This window comes from Oribacterium sp. Sow4_G1_1 (assembly GCF_052116105.1).
Lineage (GTDB): Bacteria > Bacillota > Clostridia > Lachnospirales > Lachnospiraceae > Oribacterium.
Window position 1 is genome coordinate 53,207 of record NZ_JBQKLS010000011.1, and the last position, 20,770, is coordinate 73,976.

Sequence of the window (20,770 nt, forward strand, 5' to 3'; positions counted from 1 at the left end):
ATATGTATCAGATTCAGTTTGATAAGCCTGTACACGTTCATTTCATCGGTATCGGCGGTATTTCCATGAGCGGTCTCGCCGAGATCCTGCTCTCACGGAAGTTTCCGGTGTCCGGCTCTGACAGCCATGAGTCAGCATTGACCGACCAGCTGGCAGCGCAGGGCGCGGTGGTCCACTATCCGCAGATGGCAGAGAACATCACAGATGACATCGACGTCGTCGTCTATACGGCGGCGATTCACCCGGATAACCCGGAGTTCAGAGCCGCACAGGAGAAGAATCTCCCGATGCTGACCCGGGCCCAGCTTCTCGGTGAGATCATGCGGAACTATAAGGAGGCGATCAATGTCTCGGGCACCCATGGAAAGACGACCACGACCTCGATGATCACGGAGATCCTGCTCGAGGCGCATAAGGATCCGACCGTTTCTGTCGGCGGCATGCTGAAGGACATCGGTGGAAACATCCGCGTCGGTGGACAGGAGACCTTCGTCGTGGAGGCCTGTGAGTACACGAACTCGTTTCTCAGCTTCTTCCCGACCATCGAGGTCATCCTGAACGTCGAAGCCGATCACCTCGACTTTTTTAAGGACATCGATGATATTCGTCACAGCTTTAAGCTCTTCGCAGAGAAGCTGCCGGAGGATGGCCTGCTGGTGATCAATAAGGACATCAAGCACAGTGAGTATTTCACGCAGGCGCTGAAGTGCCGGGTAGTCACCTTCGGACACGAGAAGGATGCAGACTATACGGCAAACTTCATCAGCTACGATAAGTTCGCACACCCGAGCTATACCCTTTTCTATAAGGGCGAAGAGCTGGCACAGGTGGAGCTCGGCGTTACCGGCGAGCATAATATCTATAACTCGCTTGCGGCGGTTGCCGTCGCTCGCTCTCTCGATATCCCGATGGAGACGATCCTGCGTGGTCTGAAGCGCTTCACCGGTACAGATCGCCGATTCCAGAAGAAGGGCAGTGTGAACGGCTTCACCATCATCGATGACTATGCGCATCATCCACAGGAGATCGCAGCGACCATCGAGGCGGCGAAGAAGTATCCGCACCGGAAGCTCTGGATCGTATTCCAGCCGCATACCTACAGTCGTACGGCGGCGCTGCTGGATGATTTTGCAGGCGCGCTGAGCCAGGCGGATGAGATCGTGCTGGCGGACATCTATGCGGCACGAGAGAAGAACACCATCGGCATCAGCTCCGATGATCTGCGGAAGCATATGCTCGAGCAGAATACAAATGTATATTACATTCCGAAGTTTGAAGACATCGAGGACTTCCTCCTGCAGCATGTAGAGGAGGGGGATGTCCTGATTACGATGGGCGCGGGCGACATCTATAAGGTCGGCGACGACCTGCTGAAGCAGCCGGGTGCCATCGTGGAAGAAGCCTGATCAGACGAGGCCAGAACCCCTTACGCGGGTTCTGGCCTCATTTTGTATTACGAATCCCGCCGGGCCACCTGCCAGATCCGACTGAAAATGTAAGCGTTTGCCAAAAAGAAATAAGTTTTCATCAACAGATATTAATGGAAATCCACCGCTATGCTGTGGATAAACACCGGATTGTACTATTTAAATACAATCCGCTGCCGCTCTTGACATCGATTTTACGCGCTTTTACACATTGCAATAAAATTGTAAACAATTTAGAATCGAGATGTAGGTCTTGACTTTTCAGCTGTGAACATTATCCACCGCGATGTGGATAACTTAGGTGGATAAAGTTGTGGACTGGATCGGTTGAAGAGCTTTGCACCCTGTGTTATCATCATTTCACCGAAGCAAACGGTGGTTCTGCCACCGGGCATTGCGGTGGGCGCGTACCCTGAGAACGACGTCTGCGTGATCGATTTTGCATCGGATTTTTTTAACTGTAGATTTCCGTATCACGGAATGTAGATAGAACCGGGTAGTTGAGATGGGCACAAATATTGTTGATAACCTTGCGGTACATGCGACCTGTATTTCGAACGATTTTCTGGATAAGTATCTGGGATCGGCGAACGGGGATTATATAAAAGTATATCTTCTGATGCTTCGGCATAAGGGAGAGCAGTTTACGGTGACGGATGCGGCGGATGCACTGAACCTGACCGACGGTGATATCGAGCGTGCCGTGCGCTACTGGGAGAAGCAGGGCGTTTTTAAGGCGGGGACCGATGCCCTCGTTCGCGAGGAGCTCCGCGAGACCTGCGATATGGAGGCGGAAGCAGAGGCGCAGAGCGCTGCGGCGGCTGTTTCGACCGCGATTCCGGCACAGGCGATGGAGCAGGCCGAGCAGAAGCTCGAGAAGCTTTCCGGTACCGTCGATGATGTGTTCGATGACGAGGAGTTCGCCGGTATTCTGTTTGTGGCGAAGCATGTGCTGCCGACACTTCCGAGCATCCGTCAGGTGGAGACGCTTCAGTATATGTATAAAGATCTCCACATGCAGGCAGATGTCATCGAGTATCTGCTTGAGTACTGTGCGAGCATCAAGAAGACGACCAGCAAGTATCTGCAGGCTGTCGCGATCAACTGGCACGAGCAGGGCATCGTCACGCTGGCACAGGCACGGGAGCTGATCAGGTCCTTCGAAGAGAAGAAGACGAAAAAGAAGCCCCGTGGTTCCAGCTCCAGAAACAACAAGTTCCTTAACATCGAAAAGTCAGAAATCGATTATGACAGCATCGCACAGAAGCGTGTGCTGGACAGGATGAAGAATGGCACTCACGAATGCACAGTATAATCAAATCATGCACGTCTATGACGTCCGTCGGATGAAGGATGCGCTGCATCTCGAGGCACGGAAAAAGGACGCGTATCAGAAGCTTCCGGAGCTGAAGGCTCTGGAGGCTTCTGTGCGCGCAGAGGCGGGGCGCACGCTCCAGCTGATGCGCGAGGGACAGAAGGAGGAGCTTCGGAACCTGAAGGACCATATCCGCGCCATCGGCGAGGAGAAGAAGGATCTGCTCGTGCGAAACGGCTTCCCGGCAGACTATCTCGAGATGCAGTATACCTGTCCGGACTGCCAGGATACCGGCTTCATCGGTGGAGAGAAGTGTCACTGCTTCAAAAATATGCAGATGCAGTTTATCTATCAGCAGTCCCATCTTGGGCGTATCGTACGAACACAGAACTTCGATCACTTCGATCTCACACGCTTCGATGATCGGGAGTTGATCGATGGTGCGGGCGGAAAGACGAACCGTCAGTATATGGCGGAGGTCCGGAATCTGCTGCTGGACTGGACGCAGAACTTCGATGAGCGGCACGGCAACGTGATCCTGATGGGAAATCCGGGTACCGGAAAGACCTTCCTCATCAACTGTGTGGCGAAGGCGCTGATGGACAGCTACCATTCGGTGATCTACTTCACCAGCACGGATCTCTTCGACAGCTTTTCGAGAGCGCTCCGGCATGATGTGGAGGAGCAGGAGGAAACAGAGGATGCGATCCTGAACTGCGATCTCCTCGTGATCGACGATCTCGGTACGGAGATGAACAACAGCTATACGACCTCGCGTCTCTTTTATGTGCTGAATCAGCGGATGGTACTGCACAAGTCCGTGATGATTTCGACGAATCTGAACTTCCGGGCGATGCAGGACCGTTATTCTGATCGTATCGTCTCCCGTATCATGGCGGAGTACGACTACATCCCGCTCTACGGAGTGGACCAGAGGCTGCGCTGAACCGAAAGCCCATAGGCCTCTGGGATAGGTGGAAAAAGCTACCGCCCACCGGGTCCTCTGTCTGTACTGTTATGGAAAAAGCTGTAGTTATAGAATGTATGGTAAAAAAATGTTGACAGTCATGACTGTTTACATATATAAAGAAGGTTGATTTGAGATTGGAACGTTTCTAAGGAGGAGAGAGAAATGTCAGATTCCAGAACTTCAGAGTTTATTGAGCGTATCCCGGTGGGACCACTGGCGCTGATGCCGCTCGATTCGATCCAGCCACTGGGCCAGAAGGTCGATGAGTATCTTTCTACATGGCGTACCCAGCGTGAGAGTGATCACAAGGAGACCATCGCGTTCAACGGTTACCAGAAGGACAGCTATATCGTACAGGCGAAGGTGTCCCGCTTCGGCTCCGGTGAGGCGAAGGCGAACATCCTCGAGACCGTACGTGGCGTGGATCTGTATCTGATGGTTGACGTCATGAACTATGCACAGACCTACAGCCTGTTCGGCCAGGTGAACCACATGTCCCCGGATGATCACTACAGTGATCTGAAGCGCGTCATCGCAGCGACGACCGGCAAGGCGAAGCGCATCAATGTCATCATGCCGTTCATGTATGAGTCCCGCCAGCACAAGCGTACCGGACGTGAGTCCCTCGACTGCGCGATGATGCTCCAGGAGCTTCATGCGATGGGCGTGGAGAACTTCATCACTTTCGATGCACATGATCCACGTGTCATGAATGCGATCCCGCAGGACAGCTTTGACAACATCTCCTGCTCCTACCAGTTCATCAAGGCGATCCTCGCACATGTAGAGGACCTCGATATCGATAAGAACCACATGATGATCATCTCTCCGGATGAGGGTGGTATGAGCCGTGCGATCTACTACGCAAACGTGCTCGGCATCGACATGGGTATGTTCTATAAGAGACGTGACTACTCAAAGGTAGTCAACGGCCGTAATCCGATCGTGGCCCATGAGTTCCTCGGCGCAGACGTAGAGGGTAAGGATGTATTTATCATCGACGATATGATCTCCTCCGGTGAGTCCCTCATCGATACGGCCAAGGAGCTGAAGGAGCGTAAGGCGAGACGTGTATTCGCATGCTGCACCTTCGGTCTCTTCACTTCCGGCTTCAACAAGTTCGACCAGGCGTACGCAAACGGCACCTTAAACGGTGTCTTCACCACGAACCTGATCTACCAGCAGCCGGAGCTTTTGACGAAGCCGTGGTACATCAGCGTCGATATGGCGAAGTACATCGCCCTCATCATCGACAACCTGAATCATGATATGTCGATCTCCTCGATCCTGGATTCCAGCCAGAAAATCAACGATAAGGTCGCTGCCTACAGAGCACATCGCGAGGAGATGACCCAGCAGATGGAGCTTCCACTGTAAAACGCATGGATTGTGCCGTGTTCGGACGTGATACTGAATCAACTGCCCGGAGATGGCGGTGTGTATCAAAAGACGTTCCGATCCACAGGATCCGCTGACCGATATATGGATCGATATACGAAAGAGTCGCCGTTGCAGGCGGCTCTTTTTCTATGTAAAATAAAGGCTATGAATCCGACACAAGAAAACAGATTTCGAAATAAAATAAACTGGTTCGTCTTCCTGATGTCCCTGCTCGTCGTCCTGATTCACAGCGTAAACCTCGCGATCGACAACACGACGCTCAGCTCGATGATCCTGACCGCGGACCATACCGGCGCAGAGCTTGCCGGCATCACCGGCATCGCCGGCCACGTCGAGCATCTTCTGTCGAACGCCCTCGGGCAGATGGCGGTGCCGGGCTTCTTTTTGGTCTCCGGCTACCTCTTCTTCCGGACACTGCACGGCTTCCGGGATATCGGGCGGAAGTGGCAGGAGCGGGTCTGGTCGCTGCTCGTACCCTATGGTGCATGGAATGTGCTCTGGTACCTCGCTTACGTGCTGAGCGGCCGCCGACACTTCTCCCTCACGGCGATGAGTGAGGCTGCTGCGAACCACAGCTGTAATCCGACCTTCTGGTATATGTACCAGCTGATGCTGCTGACGCTCCTCGCGCCGCTGCTCTACCTGCTGCTCCGGAACGCGTTCGTGATGCTTCTGTCACTTCTCCTGCTCGCCACCGCGATCGGTGCAGGCGCCACGCTCCCGCTGGTCAATGCAGACGCCCTCATCTATTATGGCGTCGGCGCCCTGTTCGCCTGTCATGGACGGGGGCTGTTCGAAGGCGCCGCAGCGGACGCCCGGCTTCTCCGGAAGGCGATGCCTGGAAAGGTGAAAGGGGAGGCGGAGATCGTCGTCCTGCCGGTGGCAGCGAACGCCCGTCAGCGTCGCAGCTCCATGGAGAGAGGGTGCCGCATCGCCGGCATTGGCCTCCTGCTGCTGGCATGGCTGCTGCAGATCCTGACCCCGGCGAAGCTGATGAGCTTCGTGCTCTATGATGGGAGCGGCATCGCGCGGATGTCGATGCCGGCCTACCTGATGAGCGGAGGGGCACTGGCGCGCTGGATCGGAAAGTGCCTTCAGCAGCTTCCACTGTTTGTGCTTTCACTGTCCGGGAGTGGTCCGCAGGCGCTCGTCGCGATCGTGCGACGACTGCTGCTCGTGCTCGGCGTCTGGTTCGTCCTGCCCGGAGACCGTCTGCCGGAAGCGAAACCCTATATGAAAAACAGCTTCTTTCTGTACGCAGTGCATTATCCGATTGCGCGCGCACAGTATTATATGATACAGTACTTGGGCATTCCGTACGACGGATGGGGAGAAGCGGTGCGCCTCGCGCTGTACCTGCTGACCCCGGTGGTCGCTGTCGCGGCCGCGTATGGGCTGAAGCGTGTACTGAAACGGTACCTGCCGCTGCAGTGGAAAATTCTCAGCGGAGGACGATAGGAGTTCTATGTTTATTGCAGATCATTGGAAAGATTATGAGGTTATCGACACATCAAACGGCGACAAGCTGGAGCGCTGGGGGAAGTATATCCTCCGTCGCCCGGATCCACAGGTTATCTGGCAGACACCCTTCCGGAATCCGTACTGGAAGAAGCTGAACGGCCACTATCATCGCTCGAACAAGGGCGGCGGCGAGTGGGAGTTCTTCGATCTTCCGAAGCAGTGGAAGATTTCCTACGTGCTCGGTGGCGCGGATGCGGCCGCCTCGACCCTGAAGCCGGACGTGCGTGCGACCTACTGCCCGACGGCACCGGTCTATGCACAGCTCGAGAAGCTTCCTATAGAAAAACGCACCCTGACCTTCCACCTGAAGCCGTTTACGTTTAAGCATACCGGTCTCTTCCCGGAGCAGGCGGCGAACTGGGACTGGTTCGCGGATCGTATCCTCGGGGAAGTGGAGCGTCGGAAGCAGGCAGGTATCGACCGTCCGATGAAGGTGCTGAATCTCTTTGCCTATACGGGCGGTGCGACCCTGGCCGCGGCCGCGGCTGGTGCTCAGGTGACCCATGTGGACGCCTCGAAGGGCATGGTGCAGTGGGCGAAGGAAAACGCAGAGGCCTCCCATCTCAAGGATGCGCCGATCCGCTGGCTCGTCGACGACTGTATGAAGTTCGTAGAGCGTGAGATCCGCCGTGGAAATACCTATGACGCGATCATCATGGATCCGCCATCCTATGGTCGTGGACCGAAGGGGGAGATCTGGAAGATCGAGGATTCGGTCTATCCGCTCGTGCAACAGGCGGCGAAGCTGCTGACAGAAGACAGCATCTTCTTCCTCATCAATTCCTACACGACCGGACTGCAGCCGGCGGTCATGAGCTATATGCTCGGCACGGCGATCCGTGCACGCCTCGGCGGTGTGATCCACTCGGAAGAGGTTGGCCTGCCGGTGACGGAAACCGGACTCGTGCTGCCATGCGGCTGCAGCGGCCGCTGGGAAAGCTGCGAAAAGTCATAATAGTAGAGAAAACAGCATTGGCCGAAGGCGGTAGGCGTGACGAACGAAGCCACGGTGACGCGTGTGAATGTAAGAGAATCGTAAGCATTTCGCCGGGATTATTCAGTATTCTTCATGGAATAGAAATTGCATTTGCATGAGTGAAAGGCTATTATTATAGCATAAGTATGATGCAGACTGGAAAATCGTCCGGTGAGGCGCACACGAGCGCATACATCCGGTCCGAAAGAGGACGGCGGCGACCGGAGCCAGTGCATCCACAGGCGTTGGGGCCGGTAGAGCCGGGTCCGGAGGGATACGATATGATGAAAGAAAAGCTTAGAAAACTTCTGATCGCAGCCGGTGCGCTTGCGGTGATTTCCGCGACGAGTGCATTTGCGGCCGGCTGGACGACGAACACCAGCGGCGAGCCGGTATATATGCAGGATAACGGAACCGTGGCGGCGAACGCCTGGATCAAGGCGGAGAGCAACGGTCAGGTGATCTGGTACTACGCTACCGGGAACGGCACCCTGAAAAAGGGCGGCTGGCAGACCGTCGGCGGCTATCGCTACTACTTCGATGAGATGGGTGTGATGCAGACCGGCTGGGTAGATGGAAACAGCTACTACTGCAATCCGAACACAGGTGCCGCTGTTTCAGGCTGGCAGTACCTGACGATTCCGGAGGAGGACCAGAGCTTCTATGAGGACGATGTGAACTACAGCACGAATCATGCAGCCTGGTATTTCTTCGCCACTGGAACGAATAAAAAGTACGCGTCTGACAGCTATAACGTTACCGTAAAGACCATCAATGGCCTCAAGTACGGCTTCGATGAGAATGGCGTGATGCAGCTCGGATGGTCGAAGGTACAGGATACGACCCCGGAGATCAGCGGATACATGTATTTCGCGATGAAAACCGACGATCACTTCAAGCAGGGCCAGCTGATCGAGAACACCTGGTATACGACGACCGGACCGCAGAACAGCGACGGCTCCTATGATGAGAGTCTCGCCAGCGGTGATGTAGAGTATTTCTACTTCCGCTCGAATGGACGACCGGCAGCTGGAACGACCGGAAACTTCCTCGTGCAGTCGATCAGCGGTAAGAAGTACCTCTTCAACGAAAAGGGAAATCCGGTATATGGCATGCAGAAGGGCTCCACGACGACCGACGCAAGCGTGCATTACTACTACTGTGGATCCAGCAGGGCAGACTGCTCGGTAAAGACCGGACGTTTCGTGATGACTGAGGCGGATGGCGATAAGATCACTTACTATGCAGAGAGCAACGGCCGCGGCTACACCGGCGTGAAGAACGGTTACCTCTATTATGAGGGCAGACTGCAGCAGGCGGATCAGAGTGCGAAGTACCAGACCTGCTACGTAGATGGAAAGAACTACGTCATCTCTTACTCTGGATTGGTCATGAAGAGTAAAACAAATCTCCGCGATGCGGATGGTAATAAGGTATCGACTAATGCCGACGGTACGCTGAAGGCAAACCTCGATGGCAGCCTCGAGGCGATGACCGCGACTCCGCCGGATGTCGATGACATCGACTGAGGATGAGATTTCCTTTCTATATAGAAGAGGGCCCGTTTCCGAAAGGAGCGGGCTCTCTTCTGGTATAGAACAGATGGCTGCATTCGTTCATTTGCAGTCCGGGTCCCCGCTGAACTGCGATCAAAAAAGGTCTTGCAATTCAGAAAAACAGATGGTATGATATGACACGCACGGCGAGGTGGTTACCTGCTGTGCTGTACATTATATCGTGATACACACGGCAGTGTGGAAACGTGTATCGGATTTTATACACGTTTTCAGAAAAATTGCTTGCAATAAAAAAGCATGTGTGTTATCTTTGTACACGCTGTGACATGATAGCGTTGAAATGAAGATTGCTTGCATGGACGAAAGCCAAGATCCGTACAACAGTATCCTTTGGATCCAGTGAGCCTCCGGGCTCCGCCTGAGAGTTGAGACGGCAACCAAGTATAAGTCATGTAAGAGAACTTCAGGGAGCGAATGTCTAGTTTAGAAACTGACGGCAGGTCACTGTACTACAATTTAATCCATCAAACAGCAGATGGATTTGCGCAGATCGATCCTTTATCTCACATGGGACAGGTGTGCGCGTTAATGTACAGTCACCGACTTATCGTCAAATCACCGATAGGAGGCGACTTTTTTTATGGCAAGTCAAGTAATGAGAATCACACTTAAGGCTTACGATCACGTCCTTGTAGACGAGTCAGCCGCAAAAATTGTGGAGAACTGCAAGAAGACGGGTTCACAGGTATCCGGTCCGGTTCCACTTCCGACAAAGAAGGAGATCGTAACCATCCTTCGTGCTACACACAAGTACAAGGACTCTCGTGAGCAGTTCGAGCAGAGAACACACAAGAGACTTATCGACGTTATCAGTCCGAACCAGAAGACCATGGATGCTCTTCAGAGACTGGAGATGCCGGCTGGCGTTTATGTCGATATCAAGATGAAGAACAAGTAATGATTCTAGTATGAGTCTGAGAAATCGGGCTCCGCTGTAGAAAGGAGAACACATGAAGAAAGCTATTTTAGCAACAAAAGTAGGAATGACACAGATCTGGAACGAAGATGGCGTGTTAATTCCAGTAACTGTACTTCAGGCTGGTCCTTGTGTTGTTACACAGGTTAAGACTGTTGAGAACGACGGTTACGCAGCGATCCAGGTAGGCTTCCAGGATAAGAGAGAGAATCTCGTAAACAAGCCTATGAAGGGTCAGTTCGACAAGGCTGGTGTTCCTTGCAAGAGATTTGTGAAGGAGTTCAGACTTGAGGACGCTGAGAACTACAACGTTAAGGACGAGATCAAGGCTGACATCTTCGCTGAGGGCGACAAGATCGACGTTACCGCTATTTCCAAGGGTAAGGGATTCGAGTCCGCTATCAGAAAGTATGGCCAGTCCAGAGGACCGATGGGCCACGGCTCCAAGTTCCACCGTCACGCAGGATCCAATGGTACTTCCGCAACACCTTCACGTGTACTTCCGGGCAAGAGAATGCCAGGACACATGGGTGCTGTAAAGGTTACAACTCAGAATCTTACCATCGTTAAGGTAGATGCTGAGAACAACCTGCTTCTTGTAAAGGGAGCTGTACCGGGACCTAAGAAGGCTCTTGTAACTGTCAGAGAAGCAGTGAAGGCCTGAAACGTACGAAAGGAGGAACACATAAATGGCTAACGTATCAGTATTTGATATGCAGGGCAAGGAAGTTGGAAAGATGGATCTTAACGATGCCGTATTCGGCGTTGAGATCAATGAGCATCTCCTTCACCTCGCAGTTGTTGCTCAGCTTGCAAACAAGCGTCAGGGCACACAGAAGGCATTAACTCGTGCAGAGGTTTCCGGAGGCGGAAGAAAGCCTTGGAGACAGAAGGGCACAGGTCATGCAAGACAGGGCTCCATCAGAGCACCGCAGTGGAAGGGCGGCGGAGTTGTATTCGCACCGGTACCACGTGACTATACAACAACCATGAACAAGAAGGAGAAGAGAGCAGCTCTTAAGTCTGCACTCACCAACGCTGTTCAGGAGAACAAGCTCATCGTTGTTGATGAGATCAAGTTCGACGAGATCAAGACCAAGAACTTCCAGGCTATGCTGGATGCACTCAAGGTTGAGAAGGCATTCGTTCTTCTTGATTCGAACGATAAGAACACCGTTCTTTCTGCTAGAAACATCGCTGACATCAAGACAGCCGGTGTGAACGAGCTCAATGTATACGACGTTCTTAAGTACCAGACTGTAGTTGCTACGAAGGCAGCTGTAGAGAAGATCCAGGAGGTATACGCATAATGGCAGACATTAAGTATTACGACGTTATTCTCCGCCCGGTTATCACTGAGAAGTCCATGGGCGAGATGGCATCCAAGAAGTATACATTCCTTGTAAATCCGGACGCAACCAAGGCTCAGGTTCGTGAGGCCGTTGAGAAGATGTTCGAGGGTACAAAGGTAAAGGCTGTAAATACGATGAACGCTGACGGCAAGGCCAAGAGAAGAGGTCTCAAGCTCGGCAAGACAGCTGCAACGAAGAAGGCTATCGTTACTTTAACTGAGGATTCCAAGGAAATCGAGATTTTCAAGGGCCTTTAATTTACAGATAGCATAGTACGTCACGTGAAAAATTCTCTATTATACGTGACTAGTAAAAAGGAGAAAATAAGTCATGGGTATTAAGACATATAGACCTTATACACCTTCGAGAAGAAACATGACCGGTTCTGACTTTTCTGAGATTACGAAGAAGACTCCGGAGAGATCTCTTCTTTCTACAGTAAAGGAGAACGCTGGTAGAAACAATCAGGGTAAGATCACTGTTCGTCACCAGGGTGGTGGAAACAGACAGAAGTACAGAATCATCGATTTCAAGAGAAACAGCAAGGATGGTATCCCTGCAACTGTTATCGGAATCGAGTATGATCCGAACAGAACAGCCAACATCGCACTCATCGCTTATGCTGATGGTGAGAAGGCATACATCCTCGCACCGAACGGTCTGACCGACGGTATGAAGGTTATGAATGGACCTGAGGCTGAGGCAAGAGTAGGTAACTGCTTACCGCTTTCCAAGATTCCTGTAGGTACAAACGTTCACGCAATCGAGCTCATCCCTGGCAAGGGCGCACGTATGGTACGTTCTGCTGGTAACGCTGCTCAGCTGATGGCGAAGGAAGGCAAGTATGCAACTCTTCGTCTTCCGTCCGGCGAGATGAGAATGGTTCCTGTAGAGTGCCGTGCAACCATCGGTGTTGTAGGTAACGGTGACCACAACCTCATCAACCTTGGTAAGGCTGGTAGAAAGAGACACATGGGTTGGAGACCTACTGTTCGTGGTTCTGTCATGAACCCTAACGATCACCCGCACGGTGGTGGAGAAGGTAAGGCACCTGTCGGAAGACCTGGTCCTTGCACTCCATGGGGCAAGCCAGCACTTGGTCTTAAGACACGTAATAAGAAGAAGGCTTCCAACAAGCTTATCATCAGAAGACGTGATGGTAGAGCCATCAAGTAATTGAGGAGGAGAGAATAATATGGCACGTTCAGTTAAAAAAGGACCATTTATTGACGCTTCGCTGAAGAAGGCTGTCGATAATATGAATGCTTCCGGAAACAAGGCCGTTATCAAGACCTGGTCTCGTCGTTCCACCATCTTCCCGTCATTTGTTGGTCACACCATCGCAGTTCATGACGGTAGAAAGCACGTTCCTGTATATGTTACAGAGGACATGGTTGGACACAAGCTCGGAGAGTTCGTTGTAACCAGAACCTTCCACGGCCACACTGGCAACGAGAAGAGAGCATAACTCACGCATATTTGAAAGGAGGACATTTCTAAAATGTCAAAGGGTCATAGATCTCAGATTAAGAGAGAGAGAAATGCGAATACTGTAAAGAGACCTTCAGCTACTCTTTCATATGCAAGAGTATCCGTACAGAAGGCATGCTTCGTTCTTGACGCCATCAGAGGCAAGAACCTCGACGAGGCACTCGGTATCGTAACATACAATCCTAGATACGCTTCTACTTTAGTTAAGAAGCTTCTTGAGTCTGCTGCTGCTAATGCAGAGAACAACAACAACATGAATAGAGATAATCTTTATGTTGCTGAGTGCTATGCTGGTGCAGCTCCTACGATGAAGAGAATTCATCCGAGAGCACAGGGCAGAGCTTACAGAATTTTGAAGAGAAACTCACACATTACTGTAATTTTAGACGAGAGAAAGTAAGAAGGAGGCATATAAATGGGTCAGAAAGTCAATCCGCACGGCATGAGAGTCGGCGTTATTAAAGATTGGGATTCCAAGTGGTATGCTGACAAGAATACTTTTTCAGATGCACTTGTTGAAGACTACAACATCCGTAAGTTCCTGAAGAAGAGACTTTACTCTGCAGGAATTGCGAAGATCGAGATCGAGAGAGCTGCAAACGATAAGGTTCGCGTAGTGATCTACACTGCTAAGCCAGGTTTCGTTATCGGTAAGGGCGGCGCTGAGATCGAGAAGGTAAGAAAGGAAGTTCAGAAGCTTACCTCCAAGAATGTCAACATCGATATCAAGGAGATCAAGAGACCGGATCGCGATGCACAGCTCGTAGCTGAGAACATCGCGCAGTCCCTTGAGAACCGTGTATCGTTCAGAAGAGCGATGAAGCAGGCAATGCAGAGAACCATGAAGTCCGGCGTACTTGGTATCAAGGCTTCTGTAAGTGGTCGTCTCGGCGGTGCTGATATCGCAAGACGTGAGTTCTATTCCGAGGGAACCATTCCTCTTCAGACACTCAGAGCTGACATCGACTATGGCTTCGCTGAGGCTGCTACCACATACGGCAGACTCGGTGTGAAGGTATGGATCTACAAGGGAGAGGTTCTTCCTACCAAGAATACCAAGGAAGGGAGCGATAAGTAATTATGTTAATGCCAAAGAGAACGAAGTATCGTAAGCAGATTCGTGGAAACATGAAGGGTAAGGCTACGAGAGGTAATAAGGTTACTTATGGTGAGTTCGGTCTTGTCGCAACTGAGCCTTGCTGGATCAGATCCAATCAGATCGAGGCAGCCAGAGTTGCCCTTACAAGATACATCAAGCGTGGCGGTCAGGTATGGATCAAGATCTTCCCTGACAAGCCGATCACAGCTAAGCCACTCGGCGTCAGAATGGGTTCCGGAAAGGGCGCTGTAGAGTACTGGGTAGCTGTAGTTAAGCCAGGTAGAGTAATGTTTGAGATTTCCGGCGTACCTGAGGAGACGGCAAGAGAGGCACTTAGACTTGCTAGTCACAAGCTTCCTTGCAACTGCAAGATCGTTACGAAGGCCGATCTGGAAGGCGGTGATAACTAATGAAGAAGAAAACTTACGTAGAAGAGTTACAGGCGAAGACAACAGAGCAGCTCAATGCTGAGCTTGTTTCTGCAAAGAAGGAGCTCTTTAATCTGAGATTCCAGAACGCTACCAACCAGCTCGATAATACAGCAAGAATCACCGAGGTTCGCAAGAACATCGCGCGTATTCAGACAGTTATCACAGAGAAAGCAAAAGCGTGAGAAAGGAGAGCACAACAATGGAGAGAAATCTGAGAAAAACACGTACCGGTAAGGTCGTTAGTGCAAAGATGGACAAGACCATCGTTATCGCTATCGAGGATCACGTTAAGCATCCTGTCATCGGTAAGATCGTAAAGAGAACCGTTAAGGTATACGCTCACGACGAGAACAACGAAGCTGGCGTAGGCGACACTGTTAAGGTGATGGCTACAAGACCTCTTTCTAAGACAAAGAGATGGAGACTTGTTGAGATCGTTGAGAAGGCTAAGTAATTAAGAGGCAAGGAAGGAGCATTATATGATTCAGCAGGAAACAAGACTTAGAGTTGCTGATAACACAGGTGCAAGAGAGCTTCTTTGCATCCGCGTTATGGGTGGCTCAACCAGAAGATATGCTGCTGTCGGAGATGTAATCATCGCATCCGTGAAGGATGCCATCCCAGGCGGTCAGGTAAAGAAGGGTGACGTTGTCAAGGCTGTTGTAGTAAGAACCGTTGATGATATCCGTCGTAAGGACGGCAGCTACATCAAGTTCGACGAGAATGCAGCTGTTATCCTTAAGGACGATGGAACACCTAAGGGAACACGTATTTTTGGACCGGTAGCAAGAGAGCTTCGTGATCATGGTTACATGAAGATCGTTTCCCTCGCTCCGGAAGTACTGTAAGGAGGTTGCCAGATGCGTAGAATTAAGAAAGACGATATGGTAAAGATCATTGCCGGTAAGGACAATGGTAAGCAGGGCAAGGTCCTTTCCTTTGACCCGGCAACCAATAAGGTAGTCGTTGAAGGCTGCAATATGGTAACCAAGCACCAGAAGCCATCTCAGGTTAACCCGCAGGGTGGCATCCTTCACAAGGAGGCTCCGATCGACGCTTCCAACGTGATGCTCGTTGTTGACGGACAGGCTACTCGCGTAGGCTTCGAGGTTAAGGACGGCAAGAAGGTAAGAGTTGCGAAGAAGACCGGTAAGGTCGTTGAGTAAGAGAAAGGAGGAATTTTAAGATGGCTAGATTAAAGGATCTTTACAATAGCGAGATCAAGGAAGCTATGACGAAGAAGTTCGGTTACAAGAACGTTAACGAGATTCCTAGGCTTGATAAGATCGTTATCAACATGGGCGTTGGAGAAGCTAAGGAAAATTCCAAGGTTCTCGACAGTGCAGTGCGTGATCTCGAGATCATCACTGGTCAGCATGCTGTAACCACCAAGGCGAAGAAGTCTGTTGCAAACTTCAAGATCAGAGAGGGACAGGCTATCGGATGTAAGGTTACTCTTCGTGGCGAGAGAATGTACGAGTTCGCTGATCGTCTGATCAACCTCGCACTTCCGCGCGTAAGAGACTTCAGAGGCGTTAACCCGAACGCATTTGATGGCAGAGGTAACTATGCACTTGGCCTCAAGGAGCAGATCATTTTCCCTGAGATCGAGTTTGATAAGGTTGATAAGGTAAGAGGTATGGATATCATCTTCGTTACGACTGCAAAGACGGACGAAGAGGCAAGAGAGCTTCTTAGACTGTTCAACATGCCGTTCGCAAAGTAATCGGAGGAAAATATGGCTAAGTTATCAATGAAGTTAAAGCAGCAGAAGGCTCCGAAGTTCTCCACCAGAGCATATACCAGATGCAAGATCTGCGGAAGACCTCACTCTGTTCTTAAGAAGTACGGTATCTGCCGTGTATGCTTCCGTGAGCTTGCATACAAGGGCGAGATCCCTGGTGTTAAGAAGGCTTCCTGGTAATCAGGACCTTTCACCATTTGAGCCTGCGGCAATGTGATCCTTCGGGATTGTGTTGTCAAGGGCGATAATTTCTGGATTGTATTTAAAGAAGTACATAATTTACTTCAAAAAGATACGCCGGACCGGGTTGCAACTCGGAGAAAAATGGTTATAATGTAAATGTTGCGCCGCAGGCCGCACAGCATATGCTGTGCCATTTGACTAAGCATCGGATCCCGTATCCTATGGACTGGTCAGGTGAGATCACCCTGTTGACGCGGCATTTGCTTTGCCCGAAATTATACGGACATATAACAAACTATATTTTTTTAAGAAAGGATATCCGTAAACATGAGTATGAGTGATCCAATCGCAGATATGCTTACAAGAATCCGTAATGCAAACACTGCAAAGCACGACACAGTAACTATCCCATCCTCCAAGATGAAGCTTGCTATCGCTGACATCCTGGTAAATGAGGGCTACATCGCAAAGTATGAGCTCGTTGACAACGGCAAGTTCAAGGATATCAAGGTTACTCTTAAGTATGGCGCTACGAAGAACGATAAGATCATCGGCGGCATCCGTAAGATTTCCAAGCCGGGTCTGAGAGTATACGCTGGCAAGGAGAACATGCCTTCCGTACTGGGCGGTCTTGGTATCGCCATTGTTTCCACCAATCAGGGCGTTATGACTGATCGTGAAGCAAGAGCAAAGGGCGTAGGCGGCGAAGTTCTGGCATTTGTTTGGTAATTTAGTTTAATTAACCCACTAAACTATATTCTGAACAGTCTGAACAGGCTTACAAATAGTAACTAGTAATCTGAAAACTGTCTGAAAAGGCAGAGAATTTAAGAGAGGAGACATTAGTATGTCACGTATCGGAAAATTACCGGTAGTAATCCCAGCAGGCGTTACTGTTGAGATGAAGGACAACAACGTTCTTTCTGTAAAGGGACCGAAGGGTACTCTTGAGAAGCAGTTCGCTCCAGAAATCGGCATCGAGCAGAAGGACGGCGAGATCGTTGTTACCAGACCAAACGATAATAAGAAGGAGAAGTCCCTTCACGGACTTACCAGAGCGCTCATCCACAACATGGTTGATGGTGTAACCAACGGCTTCGAGAAGAAGCTTGAGATCAACGGTGTAGGTTACAGAGCAGCGAAGCAGGGCAAGACACTGACCCTTACACTCGGCTATTCTCACCCGGTTACCATGGAAGATCCGGAGGGTGTTGAGACTGTACTTGATGGCACAAATACCATCTTCGTTCGCGGCATTGACAAGGAAGCAGTTGGTCAGTACGCAGCTGAGATCCGCAGCAAGAGAGGACCGGAGCCATATAAGGGCAAGGGTATCAAGTATGCTGATGAGATCATCAGACGTAAGGTTGGTAAGACAGGTAAGAAATAATTAGGAGGAAAGTGAAATGGTAAGTAAGAGAAATAAAGCTGAACTTCGCCAGAAGAAGCACGAGAGACTTAGAAACCGTTTTTCTGGTACTCCAGAGAGACCACGTCTTTCCGTATTCAGATCTGACAAGCATATGTATGCACAGATTATCGATGATGTAGCAGGCAACACTCTTTGCGCTGCTTCTACTCTTGATAAGGATGCAAACTTAGAGAACACAAGCAATATTGAGGCTGCTCAGTACGTTGGTAAGGCCATCGCGGAGAAGGCTCTGGCTAAGGGAATCAAGCAGGTTGTATTTGACCGTGGCGGCTTCCTGTATCATGGTAAGGTTCAGGCTCTCGCAGATGCTGCAAGAGAAGCTGGCCTTGAATTCTAATCGAGAGGAGAAACAAGCAAGATGAAGCGTGAAAGAATTGATGCAAATCAGTTAGAATTAAACGACAACGTCGTAGCCATCAAGCGTGTTGCAAAGACCGTTAAGGGTGGTCGTACCATGAGATTCTCTGCTCTCGTAGTAGTTGGTGACGGCAATGGTCATGTAGGTTGTGGTATCGGTAAGGCAGTCGAGGTTCCAGAGGCGATCCGTAAGGCTCGTGAGGCTGCTGTAAAGGCTATCGTTACAATCCCTGTAACCGAGGAGAAGTCCGTGCCGCACGATTATGTTGGTAAGTTCGGAAGCTCTACTGTTCTTCTGAAGAAGGCACCGGAAGGAACTGGTATCATCGCTGGTGGTCCTGCTCGTTCTGTACTTGAGCTTGCTGGTATCAAGAACATTCGTACCAAGTCTCTGGGCTCGAACAATAAGACAAACGTTGTACTCGCTACCCTTCAGGGCCTCACTTCCATGAAGACTCCTGAGGAGTTTGCTGCACTCCGCGGCAAGACTGTAGCTGAGATCACAGGTTAATAGGGGGTATCAAAATGGCAGATAAGAAGTTAAAGATTACACTTGTTAAGTCTCCAATCGCAGCTATCCCTAAGCAGAGAGCTACTGTTCAGGCTCTTGGTCTCCGTAAGATCCGTCAGAGTGTAGAGCTTCCGGACAACGGTGCTACAAGAGGTATGATTCAGAGAGTTAACCATCTTGTAAAAGTTGAAGAAATCTAAGGAGGCATACAATGGAGTTAGCTAATTTAAAGCCGGCTGACGGCGCAAAGCAGTCAAAGAACTTCAGACGTGGCCGTGGCCATGGTTCAGGAAACGGCAAGACCGCAGGTAAGGGTGCAAAGGGCCAGAAGGCAAGATCTGGAGCACCAAGACCAGGATTTGAGGGTGGTCAGATGCCTCTGTTCAGACGTATCCCGAAGAGAGGATTCACTGATCGTAATTCTAAGGTTATCACAGGTATCAACCTTTCTACTCTTGACACTCATTTCAACGAGGGTGAGGAAGTAACCATCGAGGCTCTTCTCGAGAAGGGCATCATCAAGAAGGTTAACGATGGCGTTAAGATTCTTGGTAACGGCGAGCTTACAAAGAAGCTCAATGTAAAGGTGAATGCTTTCTCAGCATCTGCTAAGGAGAAGATCGAAGCTTTAGGCGGCACCTGTGAGGTAATCTGATAATGTTCAAATCACTACTTAATGCATTTAAGGTAAAAGAACTGAGGAAAAAGCTTCTCTTCGTTTTCCTGATGCTCGTAGTAATTAGGTTTGGATCGAATCTTCCTATCCCGGGTGTGAACGCGCAGTACTTTAGCGAGCTGTTTAACAGCATGTCCAATAATGATGCATTCGGTTGGTTCAATACGATGACCGGTGGCTCCTTCGAGCAGCTGTCGATCTTCGCACTGTCCATCACACCGTACATCACTTCATCCATCATCATCCAGCTGCTCACCGTGGCCATTCCGGCCCTCGAGGAGATGCAGAAGGATGGTGAAGAGGGAAGAAAGAAGCTCACTGAGTACACCAGATACGTAACGATCGGTCTGGCTCTTATCGAGTCACTTGCGATGGCTATCGGATTTGGCGGTCAGGGACTTCTGATCGGTTTCGCCGAGGCGAGCACAGGAAGAAAGATCGCTGATATCGCGATCGCTGTTATAGCGATGACGGCGGGCTCGGCACTTCTGATGTGGATCGGTGAGCAGATCACAGATAAGGGTGTGGGCAATGGTATCTCCCTCGTCCTCCTCTTCAATATTCTGTCTTCTGTTCCGAGCGATTTCCAGACGCTGTACATCAGATTCATAAGCGGAAAGAATGTGGCAACGATGGTTGTCGCAGCGATCATCATCGTTGCAGCAATTATCGGACTAGTTGTATTTACGATCATCCTCAACGACGCGCAGAGAACCATCCCGGTTCAGTACAGCCGGCGTGTGCAGGGCAGAGGCCTGGTGGGCGGACAGTCCTCCAACATCCCTCTGAAGGTCAATACAGCAAGTGTTATGCCGGTTATCTTCGCCAGCTCACTGATGACCATGCCGGTTGTGGTCGGTCAGATTATCAAGGTGGATTACAGCACGATTCCTGGTCAGATCCTTATGGCACTGAACTCAGGCTCCTGGTGCAATCCGGACAGACCGATCTACTCGATCGGACTGGTGATCTACATTCTGCTGCTTTACTTCTTTGCATATTTCTATACATCGATTTCCTTTAATCCGTTAGAGATTGCAAATAACATGAAGAAACAGGGCGGTTTTATCCCGGGTATCCGTCCGGGTAAGCCAACCAGCGATTACCTTGATAATATTCTTACATATATTATTTTCATCGGTGCGACAGGACTGGCCATCGTCGCGATCATTCCGATCTTTATCTCCGGAGTGTTCAATGTTGGTCGTATCTCCTTCGCCGGTACGTCTCTGATCATTATCGTCGGTGTCGTGCTTGAGACCGTGAAGGCAATTGAGTCTCAGATGGTTGTAAGAAACTACCAGGGATTCCTGAACGATTAATCGTCAACACCAAGCCTCCTCAGACATACGATCTGGGGAGGCTATCAGTGTTTATTACTATAGTACTAT

Annotated in this window: 29 protein-coding genes; all 29 read left to right on the forward strand. The window is 50.6% G+C overall.

All coding sequences use genetic code 11. The features are described from left to right. Window positions 1-2 precede the first annotated feature (2 nt). The 29 genes from murC (at window position 3) to secY (ending at window position 20,701) form a co-directional block, all read left to right on the forward strand. Window positions 3-1,406 carry a UDP-N-acetylmuramate--L-alanine ligase gene (murC, locus tag ACTQ52_RS08190; protein ID WP_410042686.1) on the forward strand — a complete coding sequence of 468 codons (1,404 nt, stop codon included), beginning with the start codon at window positions 3-5 and terminating at the stop codon, window positions 1,404-1,406. 526 nt (window positions 1,407-1,932) lie between these two features. Then, window positions 1,933-2,742 (forward strand): DnaD domain protein, encoded by an 810-nt coding sequence (locus tag ACTQ52_RS08195; RefSeq protein WP_441982323.1) that lies wholly within the window; start codon window positions 1,933-1,935, stop codon window positions 2,740-2,742. Then, on the forward strand, window positions 2,717-3,688 hold the full coding sequence (locus ACTQ52_RS08200; RefSeq protein WP_441982324.1) for an ATP-binding protein: 972 nt from the start codon (window positions 2,717-2,719) through the stop codon (window positions 3,686-3,688). Before ACTQ52_RS08195 ends, ACTQ52_RS08200 begins: the two co-directional genes overlap by 26 nt. A gap of 186 nt (window positions 3,689-3,874) precedes the next feature. Beyond that, entirely contained in the window at window positions 3,875-5,089 is a 1,215-nt protein-coding gene (locus tag ACTQ52_RS08205) for a ribose-phosphate pyrophosphokinase (protein ID WP_441982325.1), read from the forward strand. A 168-nt stretch (window positions 5,090-5,257) separates the two neighbouring features. Next, window positions 5,258-6,571 (forward strand): acyltransferase family protein, encoded by a 1,314-nt coding sequence (locus ACTQ52_RS08210; protein WP_441982326.1) that lies wholly within the window; start codon window positions 5,258-5,260, stop codon window positions 6,569-6,571. Between the two features lie 7 nt (window positions 6,572-6,578). After that, window positions 6,579-7,589: a class I SAM-dependent methyltransferase gene (locus ACTQ52_RS08215; RefSeq protein WP_410042681.1), complete on the forward strand. Its 1,011-nt coding sequence runs from the start codon at window positions 6,579-6,581 to the stop codon at window positions 7,587-7,589. Window positions 7,590-7,891: 302 nt separating this feature from the next. Next, on the forward strand, window positions 7,892-9,139 hold the full coding sequence (locus tag ACTQ52_RS08220) for a cell wall-binding protein (RefSeq protein WP_441226396.1): 1,248 nt from the start codon (window positions 7,892-7,894) through the stop codon (window positions 9,137-9,139). A gap of 628 nt (window positions 9,140-9,767) precedes the next feature. After that, a complete protein-coding gene (gene rpsJ / locus ACTQ52_RS08225) occupies window positions 9,768-10,085 on the forward strand; it encodes a 30S ribosomal protein S10 (RefSeq protein WP_441226395.1) in 318 nt (105 codons plus the stop codon). 52 nt (window positions 10,086-10,137) lie between these two features. Continuing rightward, window positions 10,138-10,767, forward strand: coding sequence for a 50S ribosomal protein L3 (gene rplC, locus ACTQ52_RS08230; protein ID WP_441226394.1), 630 nt, complete (start codon window positions 10,138-10,140; stop codon window positions 10,765-10,767). A 25-nt stretch (window positions 10,768-10,792) separates the two neighbouring features. After that, on the forward strand, window positions 10,793-11,413 hold the full coding sequence (gene rplD / locus ACTQ52_RS08235) for a 50S ribosomal protein L4 (RefSeq protein WP_410042677.1): 621 nt from the start codon (window positions 10,793-10,795) through the stop codon (window positions 11,411-11,413). Next, window positions 11,413-11,712, forward strand: coding sequence for a 50S ribosomal protein L23 (gene rplW, locus ACTQ52_RS08240; RefSeq protein WP_410042676.1), 300 nt, complete (start codon window positions 11,413-11,415; stop codon window positions 11,710-11,712). The genes rplD and rplW overlap by 1 nt, the downstream gene beginning before the upstream one ends. A gap of 73 nt (window positions 11,713-11,785) precedes the next feature. Then, window positions 11,786-12,631: a 50S ribosomal protein L2 gene (rplB, locus tag ACTQ52_RS08245; protein WP_410042675.1), complete on the forward strand. Its 846-nt coding sequence runs from the start codon at window positions 11,786-11,788 to the stop codon at window positions 12,629-12,631. 19 nt (window positions 12,632-12,650) lie between these two features. Beyond that, window positions 12,651-12,923: a 30S ribosomal protein S19 gene (gene rpsS, locus ACTQ52_RS08250; protein ID WP_410042674.1), complete on the forward strand. Its 273-nt coding sequence runs from the start codon at window positions 12,651-12,653 to the stop codon at window positions 12,921-12,923. A 33-nt stretch (window positions 12,924-12,956) separates the two neighbouring features. After that, window positions 12,957-13,346 carry a 50S ribosomal protein L22 gene (gene rplV, locus ACTQ52_RS08255; protein ID WP_441982327.1) on the forward strand — a complete coding sequence of 130 codons (390 nt, stop codon included), beginning with the start codon at window positions 12,957-12,959 and terminating at the stop codon, window positions 13,344-13,346. A 15-nt stretch (window positions 13,347-13,361) separates the two neighbouring features. Further along, a complete protein-coding gene (gene rpsC, locus ACTQ52_RS08260; protein ID WP_410042672.1) occupies window positions 13,362-14,024 on the forward strand; it encodes a 30S ribosomal protein S3 in 663 nt (220 codons plus the stop codon). Window positions 14,025-14,026: 2 nt separating this feature from the next. After that, window positions 14,027-14,455 carry a 50S ribosomal protein L16 gene (gene rplP, locus ACTQ52_RS08265; RefSeq protein ID WP_410042671.1) on the forward strand — a complete coding sequence of 143 codons (429 nt, stop codon included), beginning with the start codon at window positions 14,027-14,029 and terminating at the stop codon, window positions 14,453-14,455. Further along, complete coding sequence (gene rpmC, locus ACTQ52_RS08270; RefSeq protein WP_410042670.1) at window positions 14,455-14,658, forward strand: 50S ribosomal protein L29; 204 nt, start codon at window positions 14,455-14,457, stop codon at window positions 14,656-14,658. Before rplP ends, rpmC begins: the two co-directional genes overlap by 1 nt. Window positions 14,659-14,675: 17 nt before the next feature. Further along, window positions 14,676-14,930, forward strand: coding sequence for a 30S ribosomal protein S17 (gene rpsQ, locus ACTQ52_RS08275; protein WP_410042669.1), 255 nt, complete (start codon window positions 14,676-14,678; stop codon window positions 14,928-14,930). Window positions 14,931-14,955: 25 nt separating this feature from the next. Continuing rightward, complete coding sequence (rplN, locus tag ACTQ52_RS08280) at window positions 14,956-15,324, forward strand: 50S ribosomal protein L14 (protein WP_410042668.1); 369 nt, start codon at window positions 14,956-14,958, stop codon at window positions 15,322-15,324. Between the two features lie 12 nt (window positions 15,325-15,336). Next, window positions 15,337-15,642, forward strand: coding sequence for a 50S ribosomal protein L24 (rplX, locus tag ACTQ52_RS08285; protein WP_410042667.1), 306 nt, complete (start codon window positions 15,337-15,339; stop codon window positions 15,640-15,642). 20 nt (window positions 15,643-15,662) lie between these two features. After that, window positions 15,663-16,202: a 50S ribosomal protein L5 gene (gene rplE / locus ACTQ52_RS08290; RefSeq protein WP_410042666.1), complete on the forward strand. Its 540-nt coding sequence runs from the start codon at window positions 15,663-15,665 to the stop codon at window positions 16,200-16,202. A gap of 12 nt (window positions 16,203-16,214) precedes the next feature. Beyond that, window positions 16,215-16,400 (forward strand): type Z 30S ribosomal protein S14, encoded by a 186-nt coding sequence (locus tag ACTQ52_RS08295; protein ID WP_410042665.1) that lies wholly within the window; start codon window positions 16,215-16,217, stop codon window positions 16,398-16,400. 330 nt (window positions 16,401-16,730) lie between these two features. Continuing rightward, the gene (rpsH, locus tag ACTQ52_RS08300) at window positions 16,731-17,132 is read left to right on the forward strand and encodes a 30S ribosomal protein S8 (protein ID WP_441226393.1); all 402 of its coding nucleotides are present in this window, start codon (window positions 16,731-16,733) and stop codon (window positions 17,130-17,132) included. A 118-nt stretch (window positions 17,133-17,250) separates the two neighbouring features. Continuing rightward, the gene (rplF, locus tag ACTQ52_RS08305) at window positions 17,251-17,793 is read left to right on the forward strand and encodes a 50S ribosomal protein L6 (protein WP_410042663.1); all 543 of its coding nucleotides are present in this window, start codon (window positions 17,251-17,253) and stop codon (window positions 17,791-17,793) included. 16 nt (window positions 17,794-17,809) lie between these two features. Then, complete coding sequence (gene rplR, locus ACTQ52_RS08310; protein WP_410042662.1) at window positions 17,810-18,172, forward strand: 50S ribosomal protein L18; 363 nt, start codon at window positions 17,810-17,812, stop codon at window positions 18,170-18,172. A 21-nt stretch (window positions 18,173-18,193) separates the two neighbouring features. Continuing rightward, window positions 18,194-18,703: a 30S ribosomal protein S5 gene (rpsE, locus tag ACTQ52_RS08315; RefSeq protein ID WP_410042661.1), complete on the forward strand. Its 510-nt coding sequence runs from the start codon at window positions 18,194-18,196 to the stop codon at window positions 18,701-18,703. 14 nt (window positions 18,704-18,717) lie between these two features. After that, window positions 18,718-18,903 (forward strand): 50S ribosomal protein L30, encoded by a 186-nt coding sequence (gene rpmD / locus ACTQ52_RS08320; RefSeq protein ID WP_410042660.1) that lies wholly within the window; start codon window positions 18,718-18,720, stop codon window positions 18,901-18,903. Window positions 18,904-18,914: 11 nt separating this feature from the next. After that, window positions 18,915-19,358 carry a 50S ribosomal protein L15 gene (gene rplO / locus ACTQ52_RS08325; RefSeq protein WP_410042659.1) on the forward strand — a complete coding sequence of 148 codons (444 nt, stop codon included), beginning with the start codon at window positions 18,915-18,917 and terminating at the stop codon, window positions 19,356-19,358. Between the two features lie 2 nt (window positions 19,359-19,360). Next, the gene (gene secY / locus ACTQ52_RS08330; protein ID WP_410042658.1) at window positions 19,361-20,701 is read left to right on the forward strand and encodes a preprotein translocase subunit SecY; all 1,341 of its coding nucleotides are present in this window, start codon (window positions 19,361-19,363) and stop codon (window positions 20,699-20,701) included. Window positions 20,702-20,770: the final 69 nt, after the last annotated feature.